The sequence below is a fragment of the Kineosporia sp. NBRC 101731 genome, from assembly GCF_030269305.1.
GTDB lineage: Bacteria > Actinomycetota > Actinomycetes > Actinomycetales > Kineosporiaceae > Kineosporia.
On sequence record NZ_BSTC01000011.1, the window covers coordinates 179,826 to 201,221 of the forward strand.

Annotated in this window: 22 protein-coding genes; 19 read left to right on the forward strand and 3 right to left on the reverse strand. The window is 66.7% G+C overall.

What is annotated here, in order from left to right; translation table 11 throughout:
* Positions 1-42: 42 nt before the first annotated feature.
* Both QSK05_RS26795 and QSK05_RS26800 read right to left on the reverse strand, forming a co-directional pair.
* Positions 43-240, reverse strand: coding sequence for a hypothetical protein (locus tag QSK05_RS26795; protein WP_285600110.1), 198 nt, complete (start codon positions 238-240; stop codon positions 43-45).
* Between the two features lie 184 nt (positions 241-424).
* Positions 425-1,546: an acyltransferase family protein gene (locus tag QSK05_RS26800; protein WP_285600111.1), complete on the reverse strand. Its 1,122-nt coding sequence runs from the start codon at positions 1,544-1,546 to the stop codon at positions 425-427.
* 395 nt (positions 1,547-1,941) lie between these two features.
* Here QSK05_RS26800 and QSK05_RS26805 point away from each other — a divergent pair, with 395 nt between their 5' ends.
* The gene (locus QSK05_RS26805; RefSeq protein ID WP_285600112.1) at positions 1,942-2,106 is read left to right on the forward strand and encodes a hypothetical protein; all 165 of its coding nucleotides are present in this window, start codon (positions 1,942-1,944) and stop codon (positions 2,104-2,106) included.
* Positions 2,107-2,122: 16 nt separating this feature from the next.
* On the opposite strand, the gene QSK05_RS26810 is transcribed toward QSK05_RS26805, so the two are convergent.
* Entirely contained in the window at positions 2,123-2,923 is an 801-nt protein-coding gene (locus QSK05_RS26810) for a transposase family protein (RefSeq protein ID WP_285600113.1), read from the reverse strand.
* Positions 2,924-3,800: 877 nt separating this feature from the next.
* On the opposite strand from QSK05_RS26810, the gene QSK05_RS26815 reads away from it, so the two are divergent.
* The 18 genes from QSK05_RS26815 (at position 3,801) to QSK05_RS26895 (ending at position 21,328) form a co-directional block, all read left to right on the forward strand.
* Positions 3,801-4,010: a hypothetical protein gene (locus tag QSK05_RS26815; protein ID WP_285600114.1), complete on the forward strand. Its 210-nt coding sequence runs from the start codon at positions 3,801-3,803 to the stop codon at positions 4,008-4,010.
* A gap of 207 nt (positions 4,011-4,217) precedes the next feature.
* Entirely contained in the window at positions 4,218-7,415 is a 3,198-nt protein-coding gene (locus tag QSK05_RS26820; protein WP_285600115.1) for a hypothetical protein, read from the forward strand.
* Positions 7,415-10,387 (forward strand): right-handed parallel beta-helix repeat-containing protein, encoded by a 2,973-nt coding sequence (locus QSK05_RS26825; RefSeq protein ID WP_285600116.1) that lies wholly within the window; start codon positions 7,415-7,417, stop codon positions 10,385-10,387. Before QSK05_RS26820 ends, QSK05_RS26825 begins: the two co-directional genes overlap by 1 nt.
* A gap of 226 nt (positions 10,388-10,613) precedes the next feature.
* Complete coding sequence (locus tag QSK05_RS26830) at positions 10,614-10,892, forward strand: hypothetical protein (protein ID WP_285600117.1); 279 nt, start codon at positions 10,614-10,616, stop codon at positions 10,890-10,892.
* Complete coding sequence (locus QSK05_RS26835; protein WP_285600118.1) at positions 10,889-11,020, forward strand: hypothetical protein; 132 nt, start codon at positions 10,889-10,891, stop codon at positions 11,018-11,020. Before QSK05_RS26830 ends, QSK05_RS26835 begins: the two co-directional genes overlap by 4 nt.
* Positions 11,013-11,177, forward strand: coding sequence for a hypothetical protein (locus QSK05_RS26840; protein ID WP_285600119.1), 165 nt, complete (start codon positions 11,013-11,015; stop codon positions 11,175-11,177). Before QSK05_RS26835 ends, QSK05_RS26840 begins: the two co-directional genes overlap by 8 nt.
* The gene (locus QSK05_RS26845) at positions 11,174-11,860 is read left to right on the forward strand and encodes a nucleotidyltransferase domain-containing protein (protein ID WP_285600120.1); all 687 of its coding nucleotides are present in this window, start codon (positions 11,174-11,176) and stop codon (positions 11,858-11,860) included. Before QSK05_RS26840 ends, QSK05_RS26845 begins: the two co-directional genes overlap by 4 nt.
* A gap of 36 nt (positions 11,861-11,896) precedes the next feature.
* Positions 11,897-12,061: a hypothetical protein gene (locus QSK05_RS26850; protein WP_285600121.1), complete on the forward strand. Its 165-nt coding sequence runs from the start codon at positions 11,897-11,899 to the stop codon at positions 12,059-12,061.
* Positions 12,062-13,287: 1,226 nt separating this feature from the next.
* On the forward strand, positions 13,288-13,656 hold the full coding sequence (locus QSK05_RS36480; protein WP_352302763.1) for an endonuclease VII domain-containing protein: 369 nt from the start codon (positions 13,288-13,290) through the stop codon (positions 13,654-13,656).
* A 227-nt stretch (positions 13,657-13,883) separates the two neighbouring features.
* Positions 13,884-16,082 (forward strand): phage portal protein family protein, encoded by a 2,199-nt coding sequence (locus QSK05_RS26855; protein ID WP_285600122.1) that lies wholly within the window; start codon positions 13,884-13,886, stop codon positions 16,080-16,082.
* Positions 16,079-16,354: a hypothetical protein gene (locus QSK05_RS26860; protein WP_285600123.1), complete on the forward strand. Its 276-nt coding sequence runs from the start codon at positions 16,079-16,081 to the stop codon at positions 16,352-16,354. The genes QSK05_RS26855 and QSK05_RS26860 overlap by 4 nt, the downstream gene beginning before the upstream one ends.
* A complete protein-coding gene (locus tag QSK05_RS26865) occupies positions 16,354-16,587 on the forward strand; it encodes a hypothetical protein (RefSeq protein WP_285600124.1) in 234 nt (77 codons plus the stop codon). Before QSK05_RS26860 ends, QSK05_RS26865 begins: the two co-directional genes overlap by 1 nt.
* 140 nt (positions 16,588-16,727) lie before the next feature.
* Positions 16,728-18,395 carry a peptidoglycan-binding protein gene (locus tag QSK05_RS26870; RefSeq protein ID WP_285600125.1) on the forward strand — a complete coding sequence of 556 codons (1,668 nt, stop codon included), beginning with the start codon at positions 16,728-16,730 and terminating at the stop codon, positions 18,393-18,395.
* The gene (locus tag QSK05_RS26875) at positions 18,395-18,769 is read left to right on the forward strand and encodes a capsid cement protein (protein WP_285600126.1); all 375 of its coding nucleotides are present in this window, start codon (positions 18,395-18,397) and stop codon (positions 18,767-18,769) included. The genes QSK05_RS26870 and QSK05_RS26875 overlap by 1 nt, the downstream gene beginning before the upstream one ends.
* Positions 18,769-19,698 carry a phage major capsid protein gene (locus QSK05_RS26880; RefSeq protein WP_285600127.1) on the forward strand — a complete coding sequence of 310 codons (930 nt, stop codon included), beginning with the start codon at positions 18,769-18,771 and terminating at the stop codon, positions 19,696-19,698. The genes QSK05_RS26875 and QSK05_RS26880 overlap by 1 nt, the downstream gene beginning before the upstream one ends.
* Positions 19,695-20,105: a hypothetical protein gene (locus QSK05_RS26885; RefSeq protein ID WP_285600128.1), complete on the forward strand. Its 411-nt coding sequence runs from the start codon at positions 19,695-19,697 to the stop codon at positions 20,103-20,105. The genes QSK05_RS26880 and QSK05_RS26885 overlap by 4 nt, the downstream gene beginning before the upstream one ends.
* A 143-nt stretch (positions 20,106-20,248) precedes the next feature.
* On the forward strand, positions 20,249-20,773 hold the full coding sequence (locus QSK05_RS26890) for a hypothetical protein (protein ID WP_285600129.1): 525 nt from the start codon (positions 20,249-20,251) through the stop codon (positions 20,771-20,773).
* A gap of 15 nt (positions 20,774-20,788) precedes the next feature.
* Positions 20,789-21,328 (forward strand): hypothetical protein, encoded by a 540-nt coding sequence (locus QSK05_RS26895; RefSeq protein WP_285600130.1) that lies wholly within the window; start codon positions 20,789-20,791, stop codon positions 21,326-21,328.
* Positions 21,329-21,396: the final 68 nt, after the last annotated feature.

Consider the following 21,396-nt stretch of genomic DNA (forward strand, 5'->3'; position numbering starts at 1 on the left):
TGCGTCCTGGATTATTGGGCCCTGCGAGTCGATGGGTGGTAGTCACCGGGAACCTCGCCTAGACCGAATCGCAGTGATGACCGTGCCGGTCTCGCGGGCAAGGAAGGCGAACGCCGAGATGGCGATGCCGGTGCGCTCGTAGATGCCGATGGCGTGACCCGCGCGGCCCGGCTCGAGGAGCTGCTGTAGCAGCCACCCTGCGACGAGCCCCACGATCATGACCTTGACCCAGGTGTCCATGTGTACGTCCATCGGTACCCCCTCGCAGCGGCCCCCTTGACCGCAACCACCCAGTTTCCCCGGGCCGGTAAACCCCCGGGTCCTACTTGCCAGTTGTGGGGTGTTTGGCCGACGGTCTGCATGGCCGGGCGTCTGAGGTCGAGATGCAGGGCGGGCTATTGCAAGGACGAGCTGGCAACTCCCTTTATGAGTTGATGTGCCCGTGGCCCACAGGGTGAACTTCAGGAACCGTCCGCGAGTGAAAGACCCTGGCTACTAGACGATTGAATTGGCGCTGGCCAACTACTTCGACCAGGTAGGCCGCCAGCAGAAGCACGGGGAGACATAGTCCGAGTAGGACCCACCACTTTCCCGAGGCGACCCCCCAGCGCACCAGGATTGGGTAGTGGAGCACGTAGATTGCATAGGAAATCGGAGCGATCGGCGCGAAAGGACCTATGGTAACTCGGAAACCAATCCACCCAAGTTTGCTCCAGGCCACGGTCATGACGGCAAAGACTGTTCCTGTGGCGAAATGCCGAAACGTCAGCACCGGGTACAGACCGAATCCACGAGGTCCTTCCAGCACGATCGGAATGGCCGCCGCAATGGACATGGCGGTAAGGCAGGCAAGTGGCTTCCCACATCGACGCCATGTCAGCGCGCCGTCCTCTACCCACACGCGGGCCAATTCGAGTCCGGCCCACCAGATCACCGCGTAGCTGGCGACAAGGAGGATGTGGTTAGGATGCGCGAGGTAGGCAAGCCAGGCCAACAGCGAAACCAAGGTCACGGCGGGCAGCTGATGCTGCCGGGGGACCCATCGGTATGTGGGCCAGAAGAGCAGGTAGAACCACCACTCGTATGACAAGGACCAGAGGGGCAGGTCGCCGAGGAACGTACCGATCCAAGTACCCGGCTTCGTCGACCCATCGTCTTGAAGCATGGCCAGGTTGCCCAACAGCTGACCGAAGCTGAACTGGTCTACCAAGGCACCTGTTGCAGCAGCGACAATCGCGCTTACGATCAGTGCAGTCGCAAAAGGAAAATAGATTCGGCGGAATCGATGCTCGAAGTAGGTTCCGAAGCTCTGCCCCGGTCGGTTCTGGGTGGCTAGATAGATCACGGCGCCGGACATCAGGAAGAAAATGATGACCGCCTCCTGGCCAAACCGGAAGGGCAGCCCCACAAGCGCCGGTGGATTCAGCGCGAGTACCACGTGCGTAGCCGCGACGTAGACCGCAGCCATGCCACGTAACGCGTTCAATCCAGGAATATCGATCTTCGCGAAAGGTCTGGACGTGCGAGCGGCGGGCGCATCAAACATGGGTGGAAGTGTGTCTGACAGGGGCGCTGGGACGTAGCCCAATGCGCGCAACGTCGGGTGATCGTCCGATGCGCCAGGACTCCTATTGGTCGCCCACCAATGGCGAGCTGGCCTCCGTCAGATGACGACATTCACCACCTCGGGGTCTCGGGCGCACATCGCACACCACCGCTCACCCGCCCGCACCGCCTCGGTCGTCAGATCGGCGTGGCAATTTCTGCATCGCCACTTCACTGTCCGCACGTAGATCCAGTGGCGGGTGAGGAACACTCGAAGAGGGTGGCGAATCTTCACAGGCGCAGCTTCGCTGAACCCCGCGAACCACCGGGTGCTACCGGTTGGTTGTGGTCCGTTTAGCCGATCCGGACATGGTCCCGATCTGTCGACACCACGGCATGACGGACGATCAGATCGCAGCAGGCCTCCAGTGGTGGCGTGAACAGCCAGACGATCGGCGGCTATCACTGTCCAGCCCCAACCCCATGGACGGCGCGACCGACCTGACGGATGAGGAAAAGGGGGAACCGATCGGGCATGTTCGTGCGGCCATCATTCATTGAGGGTTTTCCAACCTCCTCAGGAGTTAAGGATCAAGACCTGAACCGCGTTCACCAGGCGCGTTGCGTGAGCCGGGCTGGAGCGGATCTTCTGAAGGATCCGCCAGTTCTTGAGCTCGGCGTTGGCTCGCTCGCCCGGAGCGCGCATCTGTGAGATCGACGTGTTGACGGCCTTTTGGCCAGTCGAAAGCTCACGACGAACGAACAGACGCGAGCCCGGGTCACGACGCACGCGGCGGAACGGCGCCCGGATCGTGGCCCCGGCACCGATGTAGGCCGTGTCGGCAAACGTCGTCACGCCGGCCTCGGCCAAGGCTGCAGGGATCGCGTGCTGCCGGGCGGCACCGGCATCGTGGCGGGCGCCGGGCAGGGCCGGTGACGCCCAGATCAGCCGGCCTGCTGGATCGGCGATGACCTGCACGTTCACCCCATGGGCCTTGTGCTTGCCCGAGTAATAGGCGCGATCGCCCTTCGACGCCATCGCCACCCGGTCGATCCGCAGCAGCGTGCCGTCCAAGCTCACGTAGGCCTTCTTCAACGCCGTCTCGATCGCCTGTTCCAAGGTCGGGGCGAGAGCAGCCAGAACCTCCATTCCCTCGCGCAGATAACGGTAGGCCGTGGTCGTGCCGACCCCGAACCCGACCGCCAGGTCATGGTAGGTCTCGCCCTTCCTCACATGAGCCAGGACCATCAAAGCCTGCTGGCCAGAGGACAACACGCGCCACCGACTCCCGATCCGCTGCCTGTGAGTGCGCAGCGCGTTCGTAATGAACCGCAAGCCCTGGGTGGACACGTTCATCCCCGAACGATAGACAAGCACACGGAACTCCTGGTGATGGATCTTGATCTCGACAATCGCGATCCCACCAGGGGTTTCTTCATGTTCCCGCCACCGCCACGTGCACCCTTACCGCCTCCGTGACCCCTGTGGCTCAGGAGGATGGAAAGGGCTCATTGGGCCACTCGGTGGCTGAACCTGACCGCCGAGCAGAAGACTTCACAGATCAACGCGGACAGCCTCCAGGCCTTCGTTGATGGCCCTCTAGAGCGCGCCTGCATCCGCTGGGCCGCCGAGGACAGCGAGCCGGGTTCACGGTGGAGGCCCTGACTCGAACCTAACAGCGACGAGGCCCATAGATCTGGTGCACAGCGTTCAGCCGGCCAGCGAACGGTCCGAACCATCGAGCATGGATAGCGACACTAAACCCACGAACTGCGACGTGGCGGAGACCGCTGCTCAACTCTCGGCCTCAACCCATGAAAAGCTGCTCTGGCCGGCTCGCGTACAGATGGCCCTTAGCATCATGCATAACACGTCCGAGTGCACGAGGGCCTTGAGCAGCCGGTGTGCCATGTGCCCCTGGCGCGAGAGCAACCTTGCCGCACCCATCGACTGACCCGGGCATAGCTGCGAGGGTGCCCTGGCGCCCCGCTGGGACGCGTGTCCCGTACCGTGCCGCGGGGGCAGATGATGCGGGCTGGTGGGTGTGACCGAGGTGTTGGGCCCGCCGCACGTACATCGTTTAGCTGAGACAGCTACTCACGCGTTCGGCCTTGCCTGCGGGGGTTCCCCCCTGTGGTGACGGCGCGGCGCCTATCGTCCAGATATGGGTGACGTACTGGACTTTGTGGAGCTGACTCGGGGCTGCCCGCCGTTCGCTATCTCGCTTCCTGCCTCCGGCCCTCCCTTGCTCGCGGTGGGGACAGAGTCGGGCCTGCGCGAGATGCCCATCAGCGACCCAATCCGGCAACTCCTGGACTCCCTGGACGACGTAACCACCGTCAGGGACGCCATGAGCCAGCTGGGCGTCCTCGTGGCCGCAGAGCTGCGGGCCACGCAGGTTGCCGGACGCCGGGCCCGGCTGGGCCCAGCCAATGCGAGTCTGCCGCTGTCTAACGTCAGCTGACCCCGGGTGGCCCCGGCCGTATCCCTCCATCGGCCGGGCCACCAACCGAATGGACTTCGGCCCGGTCGAGAGCCATCCTGGGTGAGCCTTGCGAGCAGAGCCCCGGCCTGATGGTCGGGGCTTTCGCATGTCCGGGGAGCGGACCAGCAGCCCCGCATACGCGATACTGGGACCGGGGTTGGGGCCGGTGGTCCCCGGAGCGCACGCGTGCCCTACACCCCGTACTACCCGACGTGGCGGGACCTCCCCAACCAGACCACACCCCTGATCGCCGCGGCCCTGAACCACATGGACGCCGGGATCGCGGCAGCCATGACCGCCGCCGAATCCGGCACGGGTGGAGCAGGCGGCGGATACACCGTCGTCCCCGGGCTCGCCCTGAACGGGACCGCCGCGACCCCGACCGATGACGCCCTGGCGATCCAGGCCGCGCTCGAGCTCGTCGAGGACGGCGAGACCGGCGGGCACCTGTACGTGACAGGCCCGGCCGGCGCGACAGGGTTCCTCGACTCGACGATCACGATCTCGGCGTCCGGGACGACCCTCGAGTTCGACCCGGCCATCCAGTGGCTTCACGGCCCGAACTACCGCCTGCGCCCGTGGGGTGTCATCCCGGAGACCCCGACGGCGAACCCGGCGAAGCCCGCTCTGGTGCAGGACGCCGACGCGGGAGACACCGTCCTGTACGTCGACCAGATTCCCTCCGACTGGGTCGCGGGCATCTACGTCGGTATCCGGGGGAAGCGGACCGCGTCAGGGTCGGTCCCGGACTCTGAGATCCACCACAGCTACGTGACGGCGATCAACACGACCGCGAAGACAATCACTCTCGCGGACCCGCTCCCGAAGGAATACTTGGTCACCTGGGACACCACGTGGAGCAACAAAAAGTCTCAGGTCACGAAGGTCATTCAGGCGCGCCTCACCGGGACCCCAGAGATCGGCGACACCGTCCTCGAGATCGAGGACACCAGCATCTTCGCGAAGAACGATTGCCTGCAGATCCTCGACGACGTCCACACTCTCGACGACGACGGCACCCCTAGGACAGGGAACTTCGCGCACAAGGAAACGAACGTCATCGTCGAAATCGTCGACGGGACAACACTGAAGCTCGCCGCACCCCTGCAGCACAACTATGTGCCGGGGGAGGCGGGGCGCGTGCAGAAACTCGACGTCCTGCGCGATGTCCAGGTCCGCGGTCTGCGCCTGAAAGCGAAAGCGCAGATGGTCGACGGATCTCACGCAATCGAGGTCAGGTACGCCCTCAACACGCACATCATCGACACGCACATCGAGGGCACCGGCGAGGGCGGCGTGTCCTGGTCGGGCCACGCGATCCGGCTCACCGACAGCCTGTTCTGCTCGGCGCAGCGGGGCCGGATCGCGAACCCTTCCCTGGTCGTGGCCGGCCGCGGGTATGGCGTCAGTTTCTACGGGTCGACGTCGTGCTGGGTGCAGGACTTCGCGATCTCTGGCTGCCGACACTCTGTGCTCTGGTTCAACGGGTCTGCCGTGTGTGAGGCCCGCGGTGTCATCTCGACCGACGCGCGGATCAGTGACTTCGACTGGCACGGCGCCGACGAGCAGCGCAACCGGACCATCGGGTGCACAGCCCGCGGCGGAACCCGGCGCACCGAAGACAGCTCGAACCGGTCGGCGTGGAAGTGGGGCAACCCATCCCAGCGTCCCGGGCCGCGCGCGAACCAGGCCATCGACTGCCTCGTCGAGAACTACCACGGCACTGCGGTCGACATGCTTCCCGATGGCGCCGACAACCTGTGGCAGGGCATTGTCCGCGGCGCCCGCGTCGGTATCAAGGTCGCGCCGAACCCGCAGAACAACACGATCACGCAGGCCGGTTTCACCGTCCGCGATTCAGAGTTCTACGACGTCATCGCGCCCCTGGAACTTCAGGGCGGCCCGAACACCGTCATCTCCGACTTCACCCTCGACACCGTGCGGTTCGAGCGGTGCGGGCCCCTTCAACTCGTCAACGTGACCCGCCCACGCCTGACCCGGGTAACCGTCCGGGAGCCTGCCGACAGCGGCTGGCAGATCATGGCGTGGGGGTGCGCGGGCATCCAGATCCACGACTGTGACCTGTCCGGCGCCGGGAAAGGCATAGCGCTCACCGGGTCCCCGGACGCCCGCGTCACCGGGAACATCCTCCACGACCTGACCGGCGCGGTCTGGCACGACGGCGGCGGGAACACCGGCGCCCTGTTCCGCTCCAACGAGATCCACCCCGGGACCGGCACATACACGCGGACCGGCACAGCCAGCACGAGCATCACGCAGCAGGCCATGACCGACGGCGGCACCGAGAGCATCGGCACGGCACGGACCGGGACCACGTACGTCGACCCCGAGGACAGTATCGGCAGCGACGGTTCCACGCCCCCCGGCACCGGCGGTGGTGGCACCCCGGGAACACCGGGCGTCATGCCGTTGATCGGCCGGTCCGGGAAGGCGTGGAACTCGGGCGTTGCCCGCTGGGACTCTGGGACACCGAACTCCAACATCGCCCTCGCGAACGAATTCGGGAACTGGCGCGGCCGGCCCGTGGACGGGTTCCTGCACTTCCCGCCCCGGCAGACGTGGGCGGACATTCACGCGATCCCATCCGGGTGGGCGGCCTGGCCCGGGTACATCATCAATTCGCTTCCCCCTCAGCCCGAGACGGAAGGCGGCGGATCGAACGCGGCGACCGCGGCCGGGACCAACAACGCCCGCTGGACCGCGTACGGGACAGCCCTGGATGCGGCCGGCCTGAACACGAACCGGTACGTGATCCGGTGCGGGTGGGAATGCAACGGGTACTGGTTCAAATGGAGCTGGGGTGATGAGTCCGGCGCGCAGACCCCGCAGAACAGCGTCGCGTCGTACCAGCAGGCCATCCAGAACGTGTCCACGTCCACGAAGTCCACGGCCCCGAACATCCTCATCGACGTGTGCCTCAACCGCGGCAGCAAGCGGGCCGGGGTCACGTGGCAGCAGGTCATGGACCCGATGCTCCCGTACATCGACATCATCAGCCTTGACCACTACGACTGGTACCCCGGGCAGACCAGCTTGTCGCTGTGGAACTCCGCGCGGGGCCAGCAGCCAGGTTTCGCGGACCTGCGGACCTATCTCGCGGCGAACGGGAAGAAGCTCGGCGTCCCCGAGTGGGCGCTCATCAACGCTTCTGGCGGCGCCGCGGGCAACGGCGGCGGTGACAACCCGTATTTCATCGAGAAGATGCACGACGAGTTCGCGCAGCTCGCCGCGGACGGCCTCCTCGCCTATGAGGGCTACTACGAGGAAGCCGGCGGTCCGCCGACCTTGCAGCACCGCATGATGACGGGCCAGTACCCGGCCGCGGCCGGCGCGTACCAGTCCGCGGGTCGGTGGGGTTCCTGATGGCCCGCCGCATCTTCTGGCCCGGCCGCGACTCGCTCACCCTGGACTGGTTCGGGACTCCCGTCGCGCAGTCCAGGGTCCGCATCTGGACCGCGGCGCACGGCGGCACCCAGATCACGGACCTGCGGTACGTCAACGCGGACGGCACCCTCGCCGGCGTCGTGCCGGGCGGCGTCCTGGTCTCCGACTCTGACGGCCTGATCCCGGCGTTCGCCGGCCCTGACGGCGGTAAGGGGACTGTGTGGGGCGACCACGGCCCGGCCGGAACACGCCTGGCCCTGGCCGCCGAATCCAGCAGCAGCGGGGGCGGGGGACCCGTCACCCCCGGGTCTGTCGCTGTCACGGACCTCGCGTTCGATCCGGCCACCCAGGTAGAGCTCGACGCTGAGACCGCGGCCCGGGCCGCCGCTGACGTCGCTGCCGCCGTGGCCGTCACCACACAGATCACCAGCCAGCTCGCTTCCCGAGCTCCAGCTCTGCACGCGGTCCAGCACGCGGCGGGTGGCACTGACCCGGTCACTCTTACACAGGCGCAGATCACGGGCCTCGTCGCTGCCCTGGGCGGGAAGGCTGACCTGATCGCCGGGGTCGTCCCGTCCGCGCAGCTCCCGGCGCTGGCGATCACCGACGTGACTCCGGTGGCCAGCCAGGCAGCGATGCTCGCGCTCACCGCGCAGCGTGGCGACGTCGCGGTCCGCACGGACACCCTTCGCACATACATCCTCTCGACCAATAGTCCCGGGACGCTGGCGGACTGGCTCGAGGTGACCGCCGTCGGCGTCGTCACGTCGGTCGCGGGAAAGACCGGCGTCGTGCAGCTCACCGCTGCCGACATCACTGCCGGCGTCTTCGCGCCCGACCGGCTCCCGATCGGCACAGGAGTCGGGACTGTCGCATCCGGGGCTGACCCCAGATTTGCGGCCCTTGCTGACGCCGGCGTCGCGCTTGACGGGCGCGTCGATGTTCTCGAGGCGCAGGCCCTCGACTTCGAGGCACGGATTACGGCGCTCGAGGACGGCCCGCCCACCCCGACTGTCGCCGTCCCGGGCGCACCCACCGGCGTGACCGCCGCGGCCGGTGTCCGGCAGGCTGGCGTCTCGTTCACTCCGCCCACGGACAACGGGGGCGCCGCGATCGCGTCGTACCGGGTCCGTGCCAGCACCGGGCAGACCGCGACCGGCTCGTCATCGCCGATCCTCGTGACCGGCCTCACCGCCGACGTCGCGGTCACATTCACTGTCGCCGCGACCAACTCGGCGGGGGAGGGCCCGCAGTCAGCGCCCAGCTCCCCGGTGACACCGATCGCACCGCCCAACCCGGCCGGGGCCCCCGAGTACGTGCATGCTCTCGGGACAGGGTCATTCAACGCCCCGGCCCTGGCCGTCACGATCACGACGACGCAGGCCGCAGCAGCAGGCAACAGCATCATCCTGGCCACGGTCTGCAACGGGAACCCGGGCACCGTCACGATCTCCGACAGCTCCGCGAACGTGTACCGCGCGGACGGCGCCCCCGTCTCCAACGGGACCGCGTCGACGGTCATGCTGCACAGTTCACTCCTCGCGAACGCACTCCCGGCTGGGTCGACGATCACGTTGACGTTCGCGACCGAACGGAACCTGGCGAGCATCCAGGCCCACGAGTTCACGGGCCTCCCATCATCTGCGATCGACGGGATCGCCGTAGGGACAGCGAACGCCGCGACTGCTCTCGTCACGGGCCCCCTGTCCACGACGTACGACGGGGACCTCCTGTTCGCGGCGTGGGCCATGGCTGCCGGTGACGCCCTCCCCGCGTTCGAGGCGGGCACCGGGTGGACGGCGGCGGGCGTATCTCGCGCAGTCGGCTCAAGTTCGCGGGTCCTGTACACGCAGTGGCGGACCCTCACGAACGCAGGTACCGTCACCCCGGCGGCGCAGGTGGACTCAGCGAAGAACTATGCGGGCGTTTGTATTGCGCTGCCGCCGGTCGACACGAGCGGCCAGGTCGGTTCTGGTGCGACGGGGACGTACTCGGACCTGCAGTCGCTTCAGGCAGCCGGGTCGGTCGCCATTCAGGGCGACGTCGTGACCTTGGCCCCGAACGCGACGTTCACGGGGAAGCTCAAGTTCTCGGGGCTCCGTGGCACGGCTGCGCACCCGATCCTCATTGAGGGGCCCCGGTCCGCGGTCGTTGACAACGCCAACACCAGCTCGGGTTACGTCCTTCACCTGGATGACTGCCAGTGGGTGACTGTCCGCGGTTTCACACTCCGCAACGGACAGAAAGGCATCATCGTCGACCGTGGCATCAACTGCGTCCTCGAAGATCTTGACGTCGGGAGTATGGGGCAGGAAGGCATTCATCTCCGCAACGAGACGAGCTATTCGACGGTCCGCGGTTGCACGGTCCACGACACGGGCCTGGTGAGCGCGAGCTTCGGTGAGGGCTTGTACTGCGGGACCGCACAGAGCAACTGGGATGCTGACCAGCGTGTCCCGGCAGCGATGAAGGGGTTCCCTGATCACTCCGACTACAACGTGTTCGAGAACAACACGATCAGCAATTGCACCGCGGAATGCGTGGATATCAAGGAAGGCACGTACGGCGGTGTCCTGCGCAACAACGTGTTCGACGGGACTTTGATCCAGGGAGCTAACAGCGCGGACTCGTGGGTCGATGTGAAGGGCGAGTCGTGGACGATCGAAGGGAACACTGGCTCAACGATCATGACTGATGGGTTCCAGGCCCACGAGATCTCCTTCAATGCCACCTACCTGTCGCCGTACGTGGACGGACTCGGCATCGCGCACCCCGGGATCAAATCGGGGTCCAGCAACGTGTTCGATGCGAACACCGCGCACTGCGCGCCCGCTACCGGGTACGGGTTCTGGATGATGCCTGGCACGAACGGAAACCAGATCTACACGAACAACGTGGTCACTGGAGCGCCAGCGGGAGTTGCGAACATCCCGACGACCGTGAAGCCGTAGCGAGCTCGGTAGCAGGATTCGCCGTTCGCGAGCTAGCCTGTCCATGCAGGTGATGTCGGTCGAGGAAGGGCCCGCCCCATGTACCGGAGGGGGCGGGTTCCTCCTTTGTTCGGGTCGATCGGCCACAACCTCACCCCGTACATCGTTCGGCTGGACGAGACGGTACGCCGTTCAGAGGCCGCCGATTCCTGAGATGATGCTCTTCACAGGCCATCTGGGGGTTGGAATGACGCAGGAAGAACTACAGGATGCTCTCCTCGGCCTCTTCGCCTACGACACTGGATCGCGGGACTCCGGCATCCACGATGAGGCTCTACGCCAGCGCGTCATCGGCCAGTTGTCCGGCGACGAGCGCGGCGAGCACGAACTGATCGCACGCAGGCCCATCAGTCGCGTCATCCGCGAAAGCTTCCTCACCGAGGAGGCGCTCGACCAGGGATACGGTATTGAGGACGTGCACGGGTTTCTGTGCTGGCTCAGCAGCGAGATGGGATTCGACCTGTGACCGACGTGGCAGTCTTCGCCGGATTCGGCATGCTGGTCCTCGGATTCACTCTGCTCATCGTGGCTTTCTGGCGGTCAATGAAGCAGGACTTCGACCGCCTGGAGAGCAAGGTGGACCGACATGGCTGACCGCGAAGAGTCGATCATGGACGGTGACCTGACACCGATCCTTCAGGAAGCAACTGCACTGCACGAGATGTTCCTGACGATGGTCAAGGCAGGATTCACTGAAATCCAGGCCTGCCGCATCATCGGAACCATGCTGGCATCAGGGGGTGCCGCGTGACCGCCCTGATCCTCTCTGGCGTGGTCGGTTCGACCGCCTACGGCCTGGCCCGTGAAGGCTCGGACATCGACCGCATGGGTGTGTTCGTCGCGCCGACCCTCGACGTGGCTGGGCTTGACTGGCACCCGCACCGCGAGTCACGAGCCAGCCATGACCCCGACGTCGCCATGCACGAGATCGGGAAGACGTTGCGGCTCATGCTCAAATGCAACCCGACTCTTCTGGAAATGCTCCACCTGGACGACTACGAAGTTCTCACCGATGAGGGCCGCCGCCTGGTCGATGCCCGGTCAGCGTTCCTGTCCGAGAAGTACGTGCGGGACTCTTACGGCGGGTACGCGAAATCGCAGGCCCACAGGCTCGCCACAGAAGAACGCGGCTACTTCTCGTCGAATACGAAGAACCGGACTGCCAAGCACGGACGACACCTGCTGAGGCTCCTGAGGCAAGGCCGCGAACTGCTCTCCACCGGCAGCCTCACCGTGCGCGTTTCGGACCCGGAAGAGTACTGGGCGTTCGACCTCATGTCTCCCGCGCAGATGCTCGACGTGTACGCCCACGAGAACGAACTGTTCGAGGCAACGAGTTCAGTCCTGCCGACCGCAGCAGACCGGGACCGCGTCTCGGCCCTTCTGGACTCGATCCGAGCGGCACACCTCGAAAGGACGACAGTCCATGCCTGACCTGACCACAGTTGAGAGTTGAGAGGGGATGAGCTGATGGGTCGGGACCGGATCGACCTGGTTCAGGCGGCCGTACTGTTCGCGGCGATTGTGCTCGTAGTGCTGGCCTTGATTGGCGTCGCCAGGTACGGCAACTCTCCACTGTCGGTCGCTTTGCCAGCGGCGGCCGGGATCTTTGCCATCCTCAACATTCGCGAGTAGCGCCTACGTTTGGGACGGCCCGGAGGCGACGTCCCACCAACAGGGACTGAGAAGGCGCACACTCGCTGAGTCTCCGGGCCGCCGATCTGGCAGGGGATAACCTGGCCCGGCGTCGGTTGGGGTTCGAGTCCCTGTCGAGCCGCATCGTCCCCGAGAGGGCAAGGCACGCTGGTGTAACCGGTACATCGTCTCGGCGAAACCGGGCACAGGAGACTGTGTAGGCAGCATGACGCACGTGAAGGGGCCCCAGGCGCGCGTCCTGGGGCCCCTTTAGCCGGCCCGACTTGCTGCGGGCTGCCAGTCCGGGAACGAACCACCGGGCCGACCGCAATGGCCATTGGTCAACGGCGTCCGAACGTTCTGGGCGACGGCGAGAATCCTCGCAGCCGTCGAACGCCTGTACAAGTTGCCAGGTCACAGGACGTACGCGGTAGAATGCGGACAGTAAAGACCCCGGCGGGTGCGCTAACACCCCCGGGGCATGGCCAACCTGTATGAGAGGTCGACCCTTGAAGGCTACATGTCCTGTGCCCGGATGCGAACGACCTGTTCGCAAGCAAGGCCACTGTGAGAGCTGCTACGCGCGCAAGCGTCGGTCCGGTGAACTGAAGCCGGTTATAGCATTGCGCAGCGACACGGCCGGAATGACCTGCTCGGTTCCCGAATGCGATGCCCCGTACCACGCCCGTGGGCTCTGCAGGAATTGCTACGTGAGGAAGCGGGACGGCCGCCCGGTCAAGCCGTCGACCTGGATACCGCGTCGCGCTCCGCTCGTTCCGCCCATCTCCCTTACGCATGACGGCGCGGTCCAGCGCGTGCAAGGCATCGCGGCCGCCGTCGAGCGGAGCCTCGATCTTGATTCCGTCGAGCGCGACGTCATGCGGTACGCCTGCGATTTCGCCCTGGGCTTGCGCATCGACCGGGCCGAAATTAGACGGAGGCCTGCAGCGGAGGCGGTCGGGACCACGGAGAGAGGTATCCGGGATGCAGTGGAGCGTTTGATCAACCTCGGTTGGCTGGAGCCGGTGGAGCGAAGCCGCCGTGCGGTACCCGCTCGCTATAGGCTGCACATCTCGAATTTCGAGACGCCCGAGGCCGTCTGCTCGGTTGCCGGGTGCGGTGCCCCACACAGTGCCAGGGGGTTGTGCTTGAAATGCTATACACGAGAACGAAAAGCAGGGCGCCTGAAGGTCAGAACCCCGATACACCGGCTGTCGAAGCGAGATATGGCGAACGGAACGGCTGTCTGTTCGACGTGCGGGCCGGTTGAGGTTCGTGTCAGCAGTCGCGACGGGAAGCTGCGCACTGAGTGCCCCCGCCGCTCCCCTGCAGCGTTGCAGAAACAGAAGCTCGCGAAGTACGGCCTGACGCCTGAGCGATACGAAGAAATGTTGGAACAGCAGCAGGGGCGGTGCGCAATTTGCCGCAGGGATGAGCCGCTTGTTATAGACCATGATCACCTGACCGGCATAGTCAGAGAACTTCTATGCAATAAGTGCAACTGCGCCATAGGTCTGCTGAGGGACGATCCAGCGCTGGTGCGGGCTTCCGCGCGATACTTAGAGAGGCATGCGCAGCTCAAGATTCCCATCTAAAGCACGAAGGTGGGAGGTCGGCGGCCCGCTCGGTTGTAACCTATCCCTGGGGTTGGGGCCGCTGGGCCCAGGGAGCAGTGCGCGTGCCAGCGAAGGACGCCCCGACGCGACCCCTTGGGTCCACAGACCCATACGCCTCGGGGAAGCTCGGATATGGCTGGCCGACAGACCAGCTCGAACATATTCCGGACATGGCGTGGCCTACTTCGATAGCCACGCTGGCGCGGATGCGCACCGACCCCACGATCGCGTCCATCCTCGCCGCGTACTCGACGCCGATCATCAAGGCCGACTGGCGGATCGACCCCCGCGGCGCGGACCCGGAAGTCGTAGCACTGTGCGCTGACTCCCTCGGGATCCCAGTCCTCGGTGAGGAACCCGACGCGACAGGGCCTGTGCGCCGGCGAGGCGTGAAGTGGCTCGAGCACGTCCGGTTGGCGCTGCTGCACCTGGTCTTCGGGCACGTCGGTTTCGAGCCCGTGTACGAGGTCCGCGCCGACGGCCTCGCGCACCTCGTTGCCCTGCCCGAGCGTCTCCCGGCGACGATCACCGGGATCAACGTCGACGATGACGGGACGCTCCTGTCGGTTCTCCAGGCAGCTCGGCCCGGGGCGACCGCGACGGGGGAGCAGCCCATCCCCGCCGACCGGCTCCTCTGGTATGTCCACGACCGGGAGGGCGCGACCTGGACCGGGCGCCCACTGATCCGGCCGTGCTACAGCGACTGGCTGCTGAAGATCGACACTAAGCGCACCAACGCCATCGGGATCCAGCGGTTCTCCGCCGGAACCCCCGTCATGGAGCCGCTACCCGGCGCTGTTGTCACCCCGGCGGAAGTTGCCGAAGCGCAGAGAGTCGCGTCGTCTGTTCGAGTCGGCGTCTCCGGCGGTGCGACCACGCCGAAGTTCCGGCTGCGCATCATCGGTGTTGAGGGGACCCTGCCCGACTCGATCGCGACACTGAACTACTACGACCAGCAGATGGCCAGAAGCGTCCTCACATCGCTGCTCGACCTGGGAAACACTGCCGTCGGATCACGCGCCCTGGGCGACAATTTCGCCACGCTCCTTGCCGCTTCGGTTCAGTCCATCGGTGACCGAATGGCTGAGACCGCGACTCAACTGTGTGAGCGGCTCGTCGACTTCAACTGGGGCGAAGACGCTGTCGTTCCCGCCGTCACGTGCGGCGACATCGGATCCGATCCGCGCGCGATCGCACAGTCCATCACGACCCTCCTCGGCGCCGGCGCTCTCACCCCCGGCCCCGAACTCGAGGCGTGGGTGCGGGACGCGTACGACCTGCCACCACTGCCGGGCGGCATGGTCGGATTCGACGAGCCCACCGAAGAGCCCACGCCCGAGGTCGTGCCGGAGCCGACGCAGAGCCAGGTAACTGTCGCTGCTGCCGGTGGCGCCGACCGCAACCGCGGGAACGCTGAGGAGTTGCGGAAGGCTTACCTGCACGGCGACATCGCCGCGCGGATCCGCTGGGGGACTGGCGGCGACTTCGGCAGGTGTGTGGCCATCGCGGGCAAGCACATGACGACCGAACAGGCCGAGGGCTACTGCGCGAACAGGCATCGTGAGGCAACCGGCCAATGGCCGGGTAAGGGTCGCGTGCACGCTGCCGAACCGCGGGAGTACCGGGAGGCGACACCCGCCGAGCAGGCTGCCGGTGTTGACCCGGCCGCGATCGACGAGGACCACGACGCACTCGTCGCCCTGGCTGAGACGGCCGCTGGGGCGGCTGTAGCGGCTTGGGTGGCGTCAGCTACGACAGCCTTGGCTGCAGCTGCCGCTGGGGGTCTTCTGGCCCTCGCGCGGGCAGCAATCGACCTGGCGCCCGGCGACCTGGCTGAGTCGCTGCGGTCGGTGATGGGCCTCGCGCGGCGGGCCGGGGTCGAGCAGGCCCTCATTGAGGCCAAGCGGGCCGGCGCACCGACAGTGGCGGCGGACGACGTGCCGGACACGGGCGAGGACGCCGAGTGGGCTGACGTGCTGGCCGAGCGCGGCATGGGTGCTTTCGCGGACGCCGCCAAGCGGGCAGCGCAGGCCACGGACCCGAGTGGCATCGAGGATGCCGTGGACGACGCTGGCCGCGGGCCGTGGTTCGACGCGATGGTCCACGACGCCATCAACTACGCGATGCTCGGCGGCCGGCTCCAGGCCATGCAGCACGTCATCGATGCGACGCCCGGGACCCGGTGGCAGATCTTTCACAGTGCACTTCGCGACCTAGGGACCTGCGAGAACTGTCTAGAGCACGACCAGACCGAGTACCCCGACATCGCAGCGGGCCTCGTCGACTTCGGGCTGGGCCGCTATCGGGCCTGCCTGGGGCGGTCGCGCTGTCGATGCTTGCTCGCCATGAGCCCGGTTGGGAAGAGGCAGTTCGGCGACCGCGCGTTCTTCCGGGGGCAGTCATGACCGACCCCCGAACGCCCGAACAGAGTGCCGCTGATGAGGCGCTGACGAAGGCGATCGAGGCGACTCTCGCCGCGTACCACGATTCCGATCAGCCCTTTCTGCTGACTGACTACATCGTCATCACCTGCCAGCGGGCGTGGGACGGCGAGGACGGCGAGCCGCTGACCGCGGTCGGAACGATCCACCGCGACGGCGATGTGCCCATCCACGTGTGCCTGGGGTTGGCCGAGTATGCGGCGACCCGGTACCGACGCCTGATTGCGGAGGACTAATGGCCTCCCCGCCCCCCGACCTGACGGTGGCTATGCCTTGCCCGAAGTGCGGCGAGGAACTGCCGGTCTCTGTCGAGATCGCGCTCCTTGGTGCCGGTCACGGCCCGGACGGCGAGTACCGGATTGGTCTCGACGCGCACATCGGCGACCGGGCAGCTCTCGACAAGCACGCCCACACCCACGACCAGGAGCAGCACGCGAACGTGCCCGCGCCCACAACTGAGGAGGACTGACCATGCTCGTCACGCGTGAAGGCGTAGAGATTGCTCGAGTAGGGAACTGGCAGGCATCAACCGGACCGTGGCATTGCACGCGCACGCAGCTGGCCGATGCCGTCCGCGCGTACCAGTCCGGGCATTTCCGGTCGCCGGTCTTGAAGCAGGGTCACACGGACCCGCGGTACGACGGCGAGCCGGCACTGGGTCGCGTCTCGAACCTGCGCCTGAATGCCGCCGGTGACGTCCTTCTCGGGGACTTGACCTATCCCGAGGACCTCGACGGCGACATCCACATCCGGTACCCGTCGCGGTCTGTGGAAGCCGACCTGGGGGTGGAAACGGCGGACGGTGACCGGTTCGGGATGGTCGTGTCCGGCCTGGCTCTGCTCGGTGAGACCAAGCCCGCGATCCAGTCTCTCGCCGAGCTGGGCCCGCGCGAGGAGTGGGAGCCGGTCGAGTATGTCGCGGCCATGTCGGTGGCGGCTTCGATGCCTCTGCTGGCGACGTGGGAGGAGAACCTGCACCCGCGCGGCGGCGGGAAGTTCGTGAAGAAGGGCTCTGGTTACAGCAAGCAGGGCAAGGGCGATCAGGCTCCGCAGGTTCGCGCGCTGCAGACGGAACTGATCCGGCTCGGGTTCCTGTCAGCTGATTCGGGGAAGAACGGCGGCGTGGATGGCCTGTTCGGCCCGAAGACCGAGGCCGCGGTCCGAGCGTGGCAGAAGGCCGCCGGGAACATGCCGACGGGCCGCGTGACTCCGGCTCTGCTGGACACGTTGAAGGACGCGAAGAAGGGCGCAGACCCGAAGGCGTTCTCCCAGGCGCGCAAGGCGAAGCGGCGGTCGATGAAGAAAACCGCCCCGGACCGAGGCGCCGGCAAGGCAGTCGATCGTGTTGCGAAGGTCGCCGCCGCGGAGGAGTTCATCGAGGGCCTGGACGACGTCGAGGGCTTGCATGTTCGTGACGTGACCGTGGATGCGGTGGTTTTCGCGGCGGGTGATGGGCGCGTGTGGCTCTCTGATCTCGACGAGGACACCACAGGATCGGTCCAAATCGGTGAAATGTGCCCCGCAGTCGCCTCGTACACCGAACTTGCCCCCACACCAGCAGGCCTCGCGGCACACAACATGCATTCAGGCGTGGCATCATTGGCGGCGGGGTTGAGGCCATTGGCCTCAGGAGACACAACGTTGGACGCCGCGCAGCTGCGCGAGGCGCTCGGCCTGGCCGACGACGCGACCGAGGATGACATCCTCGCTGCCGCGCGCACACGGCGTGAACAGGGCACCGAGCAGCCTCCCGCGACCCCGCCCGCACCCGTGCCGGGCACCGAACCCGCCACCCCCGAAACCACCCCCGCACCCCAGATCCCGGCCCAGCCGACAACCCCGGAGCAGACACCCACCGTGCCCGCCCAGCCGGCCGACGTCGCCGCGATCGTCCGCGAGCAGCTCGCCGCGGCCCTCGCCCCCATCCAGGAGGCGCAGGCCCAGAAGGACGCCGCCTACGAGACCCGCATCGGGGAGCTGTCCACCGAGCTCGCCACCCGCCGGGCCAAGGAAGCGACCGACCACAAGTCGAGCGTGTTCGCGTCGGCCATCCAGCAGGGCAAGATCACGCCCGCGCAGAAGGCCGACTGGGAAGCCGACTTCGACAAGGACCCTGTCGTGACCGAGCGGATCCTGGCCCGCATGGCGCCGGGTACCGCGATGCCGGTCGCGTCGACCGGGTACGTCGGTGACGCCGAGACTGACACGGCCCTGGCCACGTTCGACGCGGACTTCACCGCCGTCATGGGCTTCTCCCCGAACGGGGGTAACGCCTGATGGCCGACTACGTCGCGACATACCTGCCCGGGCAGGAGATCACCCAGACCGCGACCGCCACGATCACCGGCGGACAGGTCCTCATCAACTCCGGCGAAGGCAGCGTCGCCCCGTCCGCGGGCGCCTCCAACAAGGTCGTGTTCGTGGCCTGCCACGACGGGATCACCGGGCAGGCCGTGACCGTGACCCGAGGCGGCGTGCAGCGACTCACCGCGTCGGCGGCAATCGCTGCCGGCGTGAAGGTGAAGTCAGCTGCGGCCGGTCAGGTCGCCGCGTGGGTTTCCGGCACTGACAACCCGGACCTGATCATCGGTACCTCGCTCACGTCCGCCGCGGCAGCGAATGCCACCCTCGACGTGAACTGGAGCCTGTGATGCCCACCTACCCCGTTCCGGCTCCCACACTCACCGGTGACGTCCTCACGATCAACCGGTTCCTGAACAGCCCGGCCCAGGTCAACCGGGCGCTCCGCTCGATCGCCGACCAGCAGTTCATCGCTGACAAGCTCCTGGCCGGCCGAGTCGAAGCTTCCGGCGGCGCGATCCTGTACGGCGTCTCCGAGAGCATCTACACCGACCGTGACCCACGCCTGGTCGCCCCGGGCGCGGAGTACTCGCGGGCGATCGCTCCCGACGGCCAGGCAGCGATGCTGACCATCGGGAAGTACGGCCAGGACCTCGGCCTGACCGATGAGAAGATCTCGCGGGAGAAATCCCGCAGCGTCCAGACCGTCCTGGCGAAGTCCGCGAACCGCACGGTCGCGTACGTCGACGCGGTCACCCTCGCCGTCATCAACGCCGCGGTCACCCAGACCCAGGCCGCCGTGGCCCCGTGGAACAACCCGGCGACCGCCGACCCGCTGCTGGACGTGATGCTCGCCCAGGCGAAGATCGACGACCTCGGGCAGGGCTACAGGGCCGACGTTCTCGTCACCACGTACGAGTACGGCGCGCGTCTGACGGCGAACCCGAAGGTCGTCGCCGGCGTCAAGCGTGAGTCCGACTCCACGATCACCGTGACCGGCGACTTCACCCGGATCGGCGGACTGATGCTGTGGACCGTTCCCGCGGCCCGCATGCCCCTCGGTGTCAGCGCTTTCGTCGCGGACTCCAAGCAGCTCGGTTTCATGGGCTACGAGAACATCCAGTCCCCGGAGTACTCCGGTTCGGCGGACGGCATCCAGTCGTGGGTGCGGCGTAACCCCGTCGCGAACGACGAGTGGTTGATCCGTTCCCGTCGGATCTTCGCGCCGGCGGTTCAGGAACCGCAGGCCGCGGTGAAGATCACCGGGGTCGCCGCGTGACCGGCCGGGGCGCCAACGGCGCAGACGAGACCTCCACCCCGACAGCGACGCCCGCGATCGTGGAGACACCGAAGACGAAGCGCAAGACCAGGGCGGCCCTGCAGCGGGAGAAGGACGAGGCCATTCAGGTCGCCGCGGCTGACGCCATCCTGGATCGCGCCGAGACGTTCGCGGTGACGTTCCCGACCGGCATCAGCGTGCACGTCGGCAAGGACGTCGACGAGATGACCGTCGAGGTCGGCGGCACCGAGCGTTGGGTCGAGCAGGTCGACGGGTTCGTCACCCTGCCGTACGACGCGCGGGTCCGGGCCGTCTCTCTCGCCCAGCTCGAGGATTTCCGGCGGATGGCGGGGCAGTCGATGCTCCGGATCGTCCCGACGGATCCCCAGCCGGTCGTCGAGGAGTAGCCCACCACAGGTTCCTCCCGCGCGGACACGCTGTCCTATTGGACGGCCTCAACCCCCATTGAGTGTTCGCGCGGGAGGGTCACATCACTCTCCGCCCCAGCTGGGTGCTTCGGCGGAGTGAGTGCATCAGGGAGGCGTCGCACGTGGTCTCGCAGTATCCGGCCGCGTTCGACGCCTTTCCTGTGCGTGCTGACGGCGACACCATTTTCGCTGGGCACGTGGACGCCTTGCAGGACGCCGTCGTCGCGATCCAGGAGACGCTGGGCGTAAACCCGCAGGGCGCCTCAGGCTCTCTCGCTGAGCGTTTGGCTACCGGAACGACTCTGCTCGTGACCGCCGAAACTCCGCTATCTGCGCCTCGAGCGGTGACCTTCAACGAGGCCGGGACAGTCCGGTACCTGGATGCCTCAGACCCCGACGATGTGGGCCGGCTGCCGCTGGTCACGATCCAAGCTGCAGCTGCTGCTGGTGACTTCGTGCGGGTTGTCAGCCAGGGCGCTGTCCCGTGGCCCTCGTCGGGCCTTGCTCGGGGCTCGTCCTTGTTCCTTGGCCGCAGTGGCCGGCTAATGACGAATCAGCCCATGAATGTGGCGTACACGCAGATCGTCGCGTACGCCCTGGACGCGGACACGATCTACGTGGATCCACAGCAACCCATTCTCATCTAGCTCCTTGGGGGAGTTATGCCCGCGAAGACATACCTGCAGCAGGTCGGCGGCCGGTTGAAGCAGATTGCCGCGACCGTCGTCAGTACCGGGTCAGCGAATGGCGGTGACATCGTTGGTCTCGGCGACGATGGGAAGCTCCACCAGAGTCTCCTGCCGGATGGTTTCGCGCCGGCGACGTGGACGGGTATCGCCAGCGAGACGATCGCGGCGGGCCGCCTGGTGAACATCTGGTCCGACACTTCCGGTGGGACGCCCGTCGCGAAGGCCCGCCTGGCTGACGCCAGTGCGGCTGGGAAGCGGGCCTGGGGTTACACGCAGCAGGGTGCGGCGTCCGGCGGGACGGTGACGGTCTGGTTCGGGGGCGCGAATTCGTCGGTGTCGGGTCTCACGGCGGGCGCTGACGTGTTCTTGTCGGCGTCTACGCCGGGTGGCGTGACGAGTACTGCGCCGACGGGCGCGAGCCAGGTTGTGCAGCGCGTCGGTGTGGCCGGGTCGGCGACCGCGTTTATGTTCGCGGCTGGCCTGGAGATCGAGTTGGCGCCGGCGGCGGCGTGAGCGACCGGCGGGTCCGGATGACGGCGGCCGGGAAACTGCGGGCCGTCCCGGACCCGTACGCGTACCAG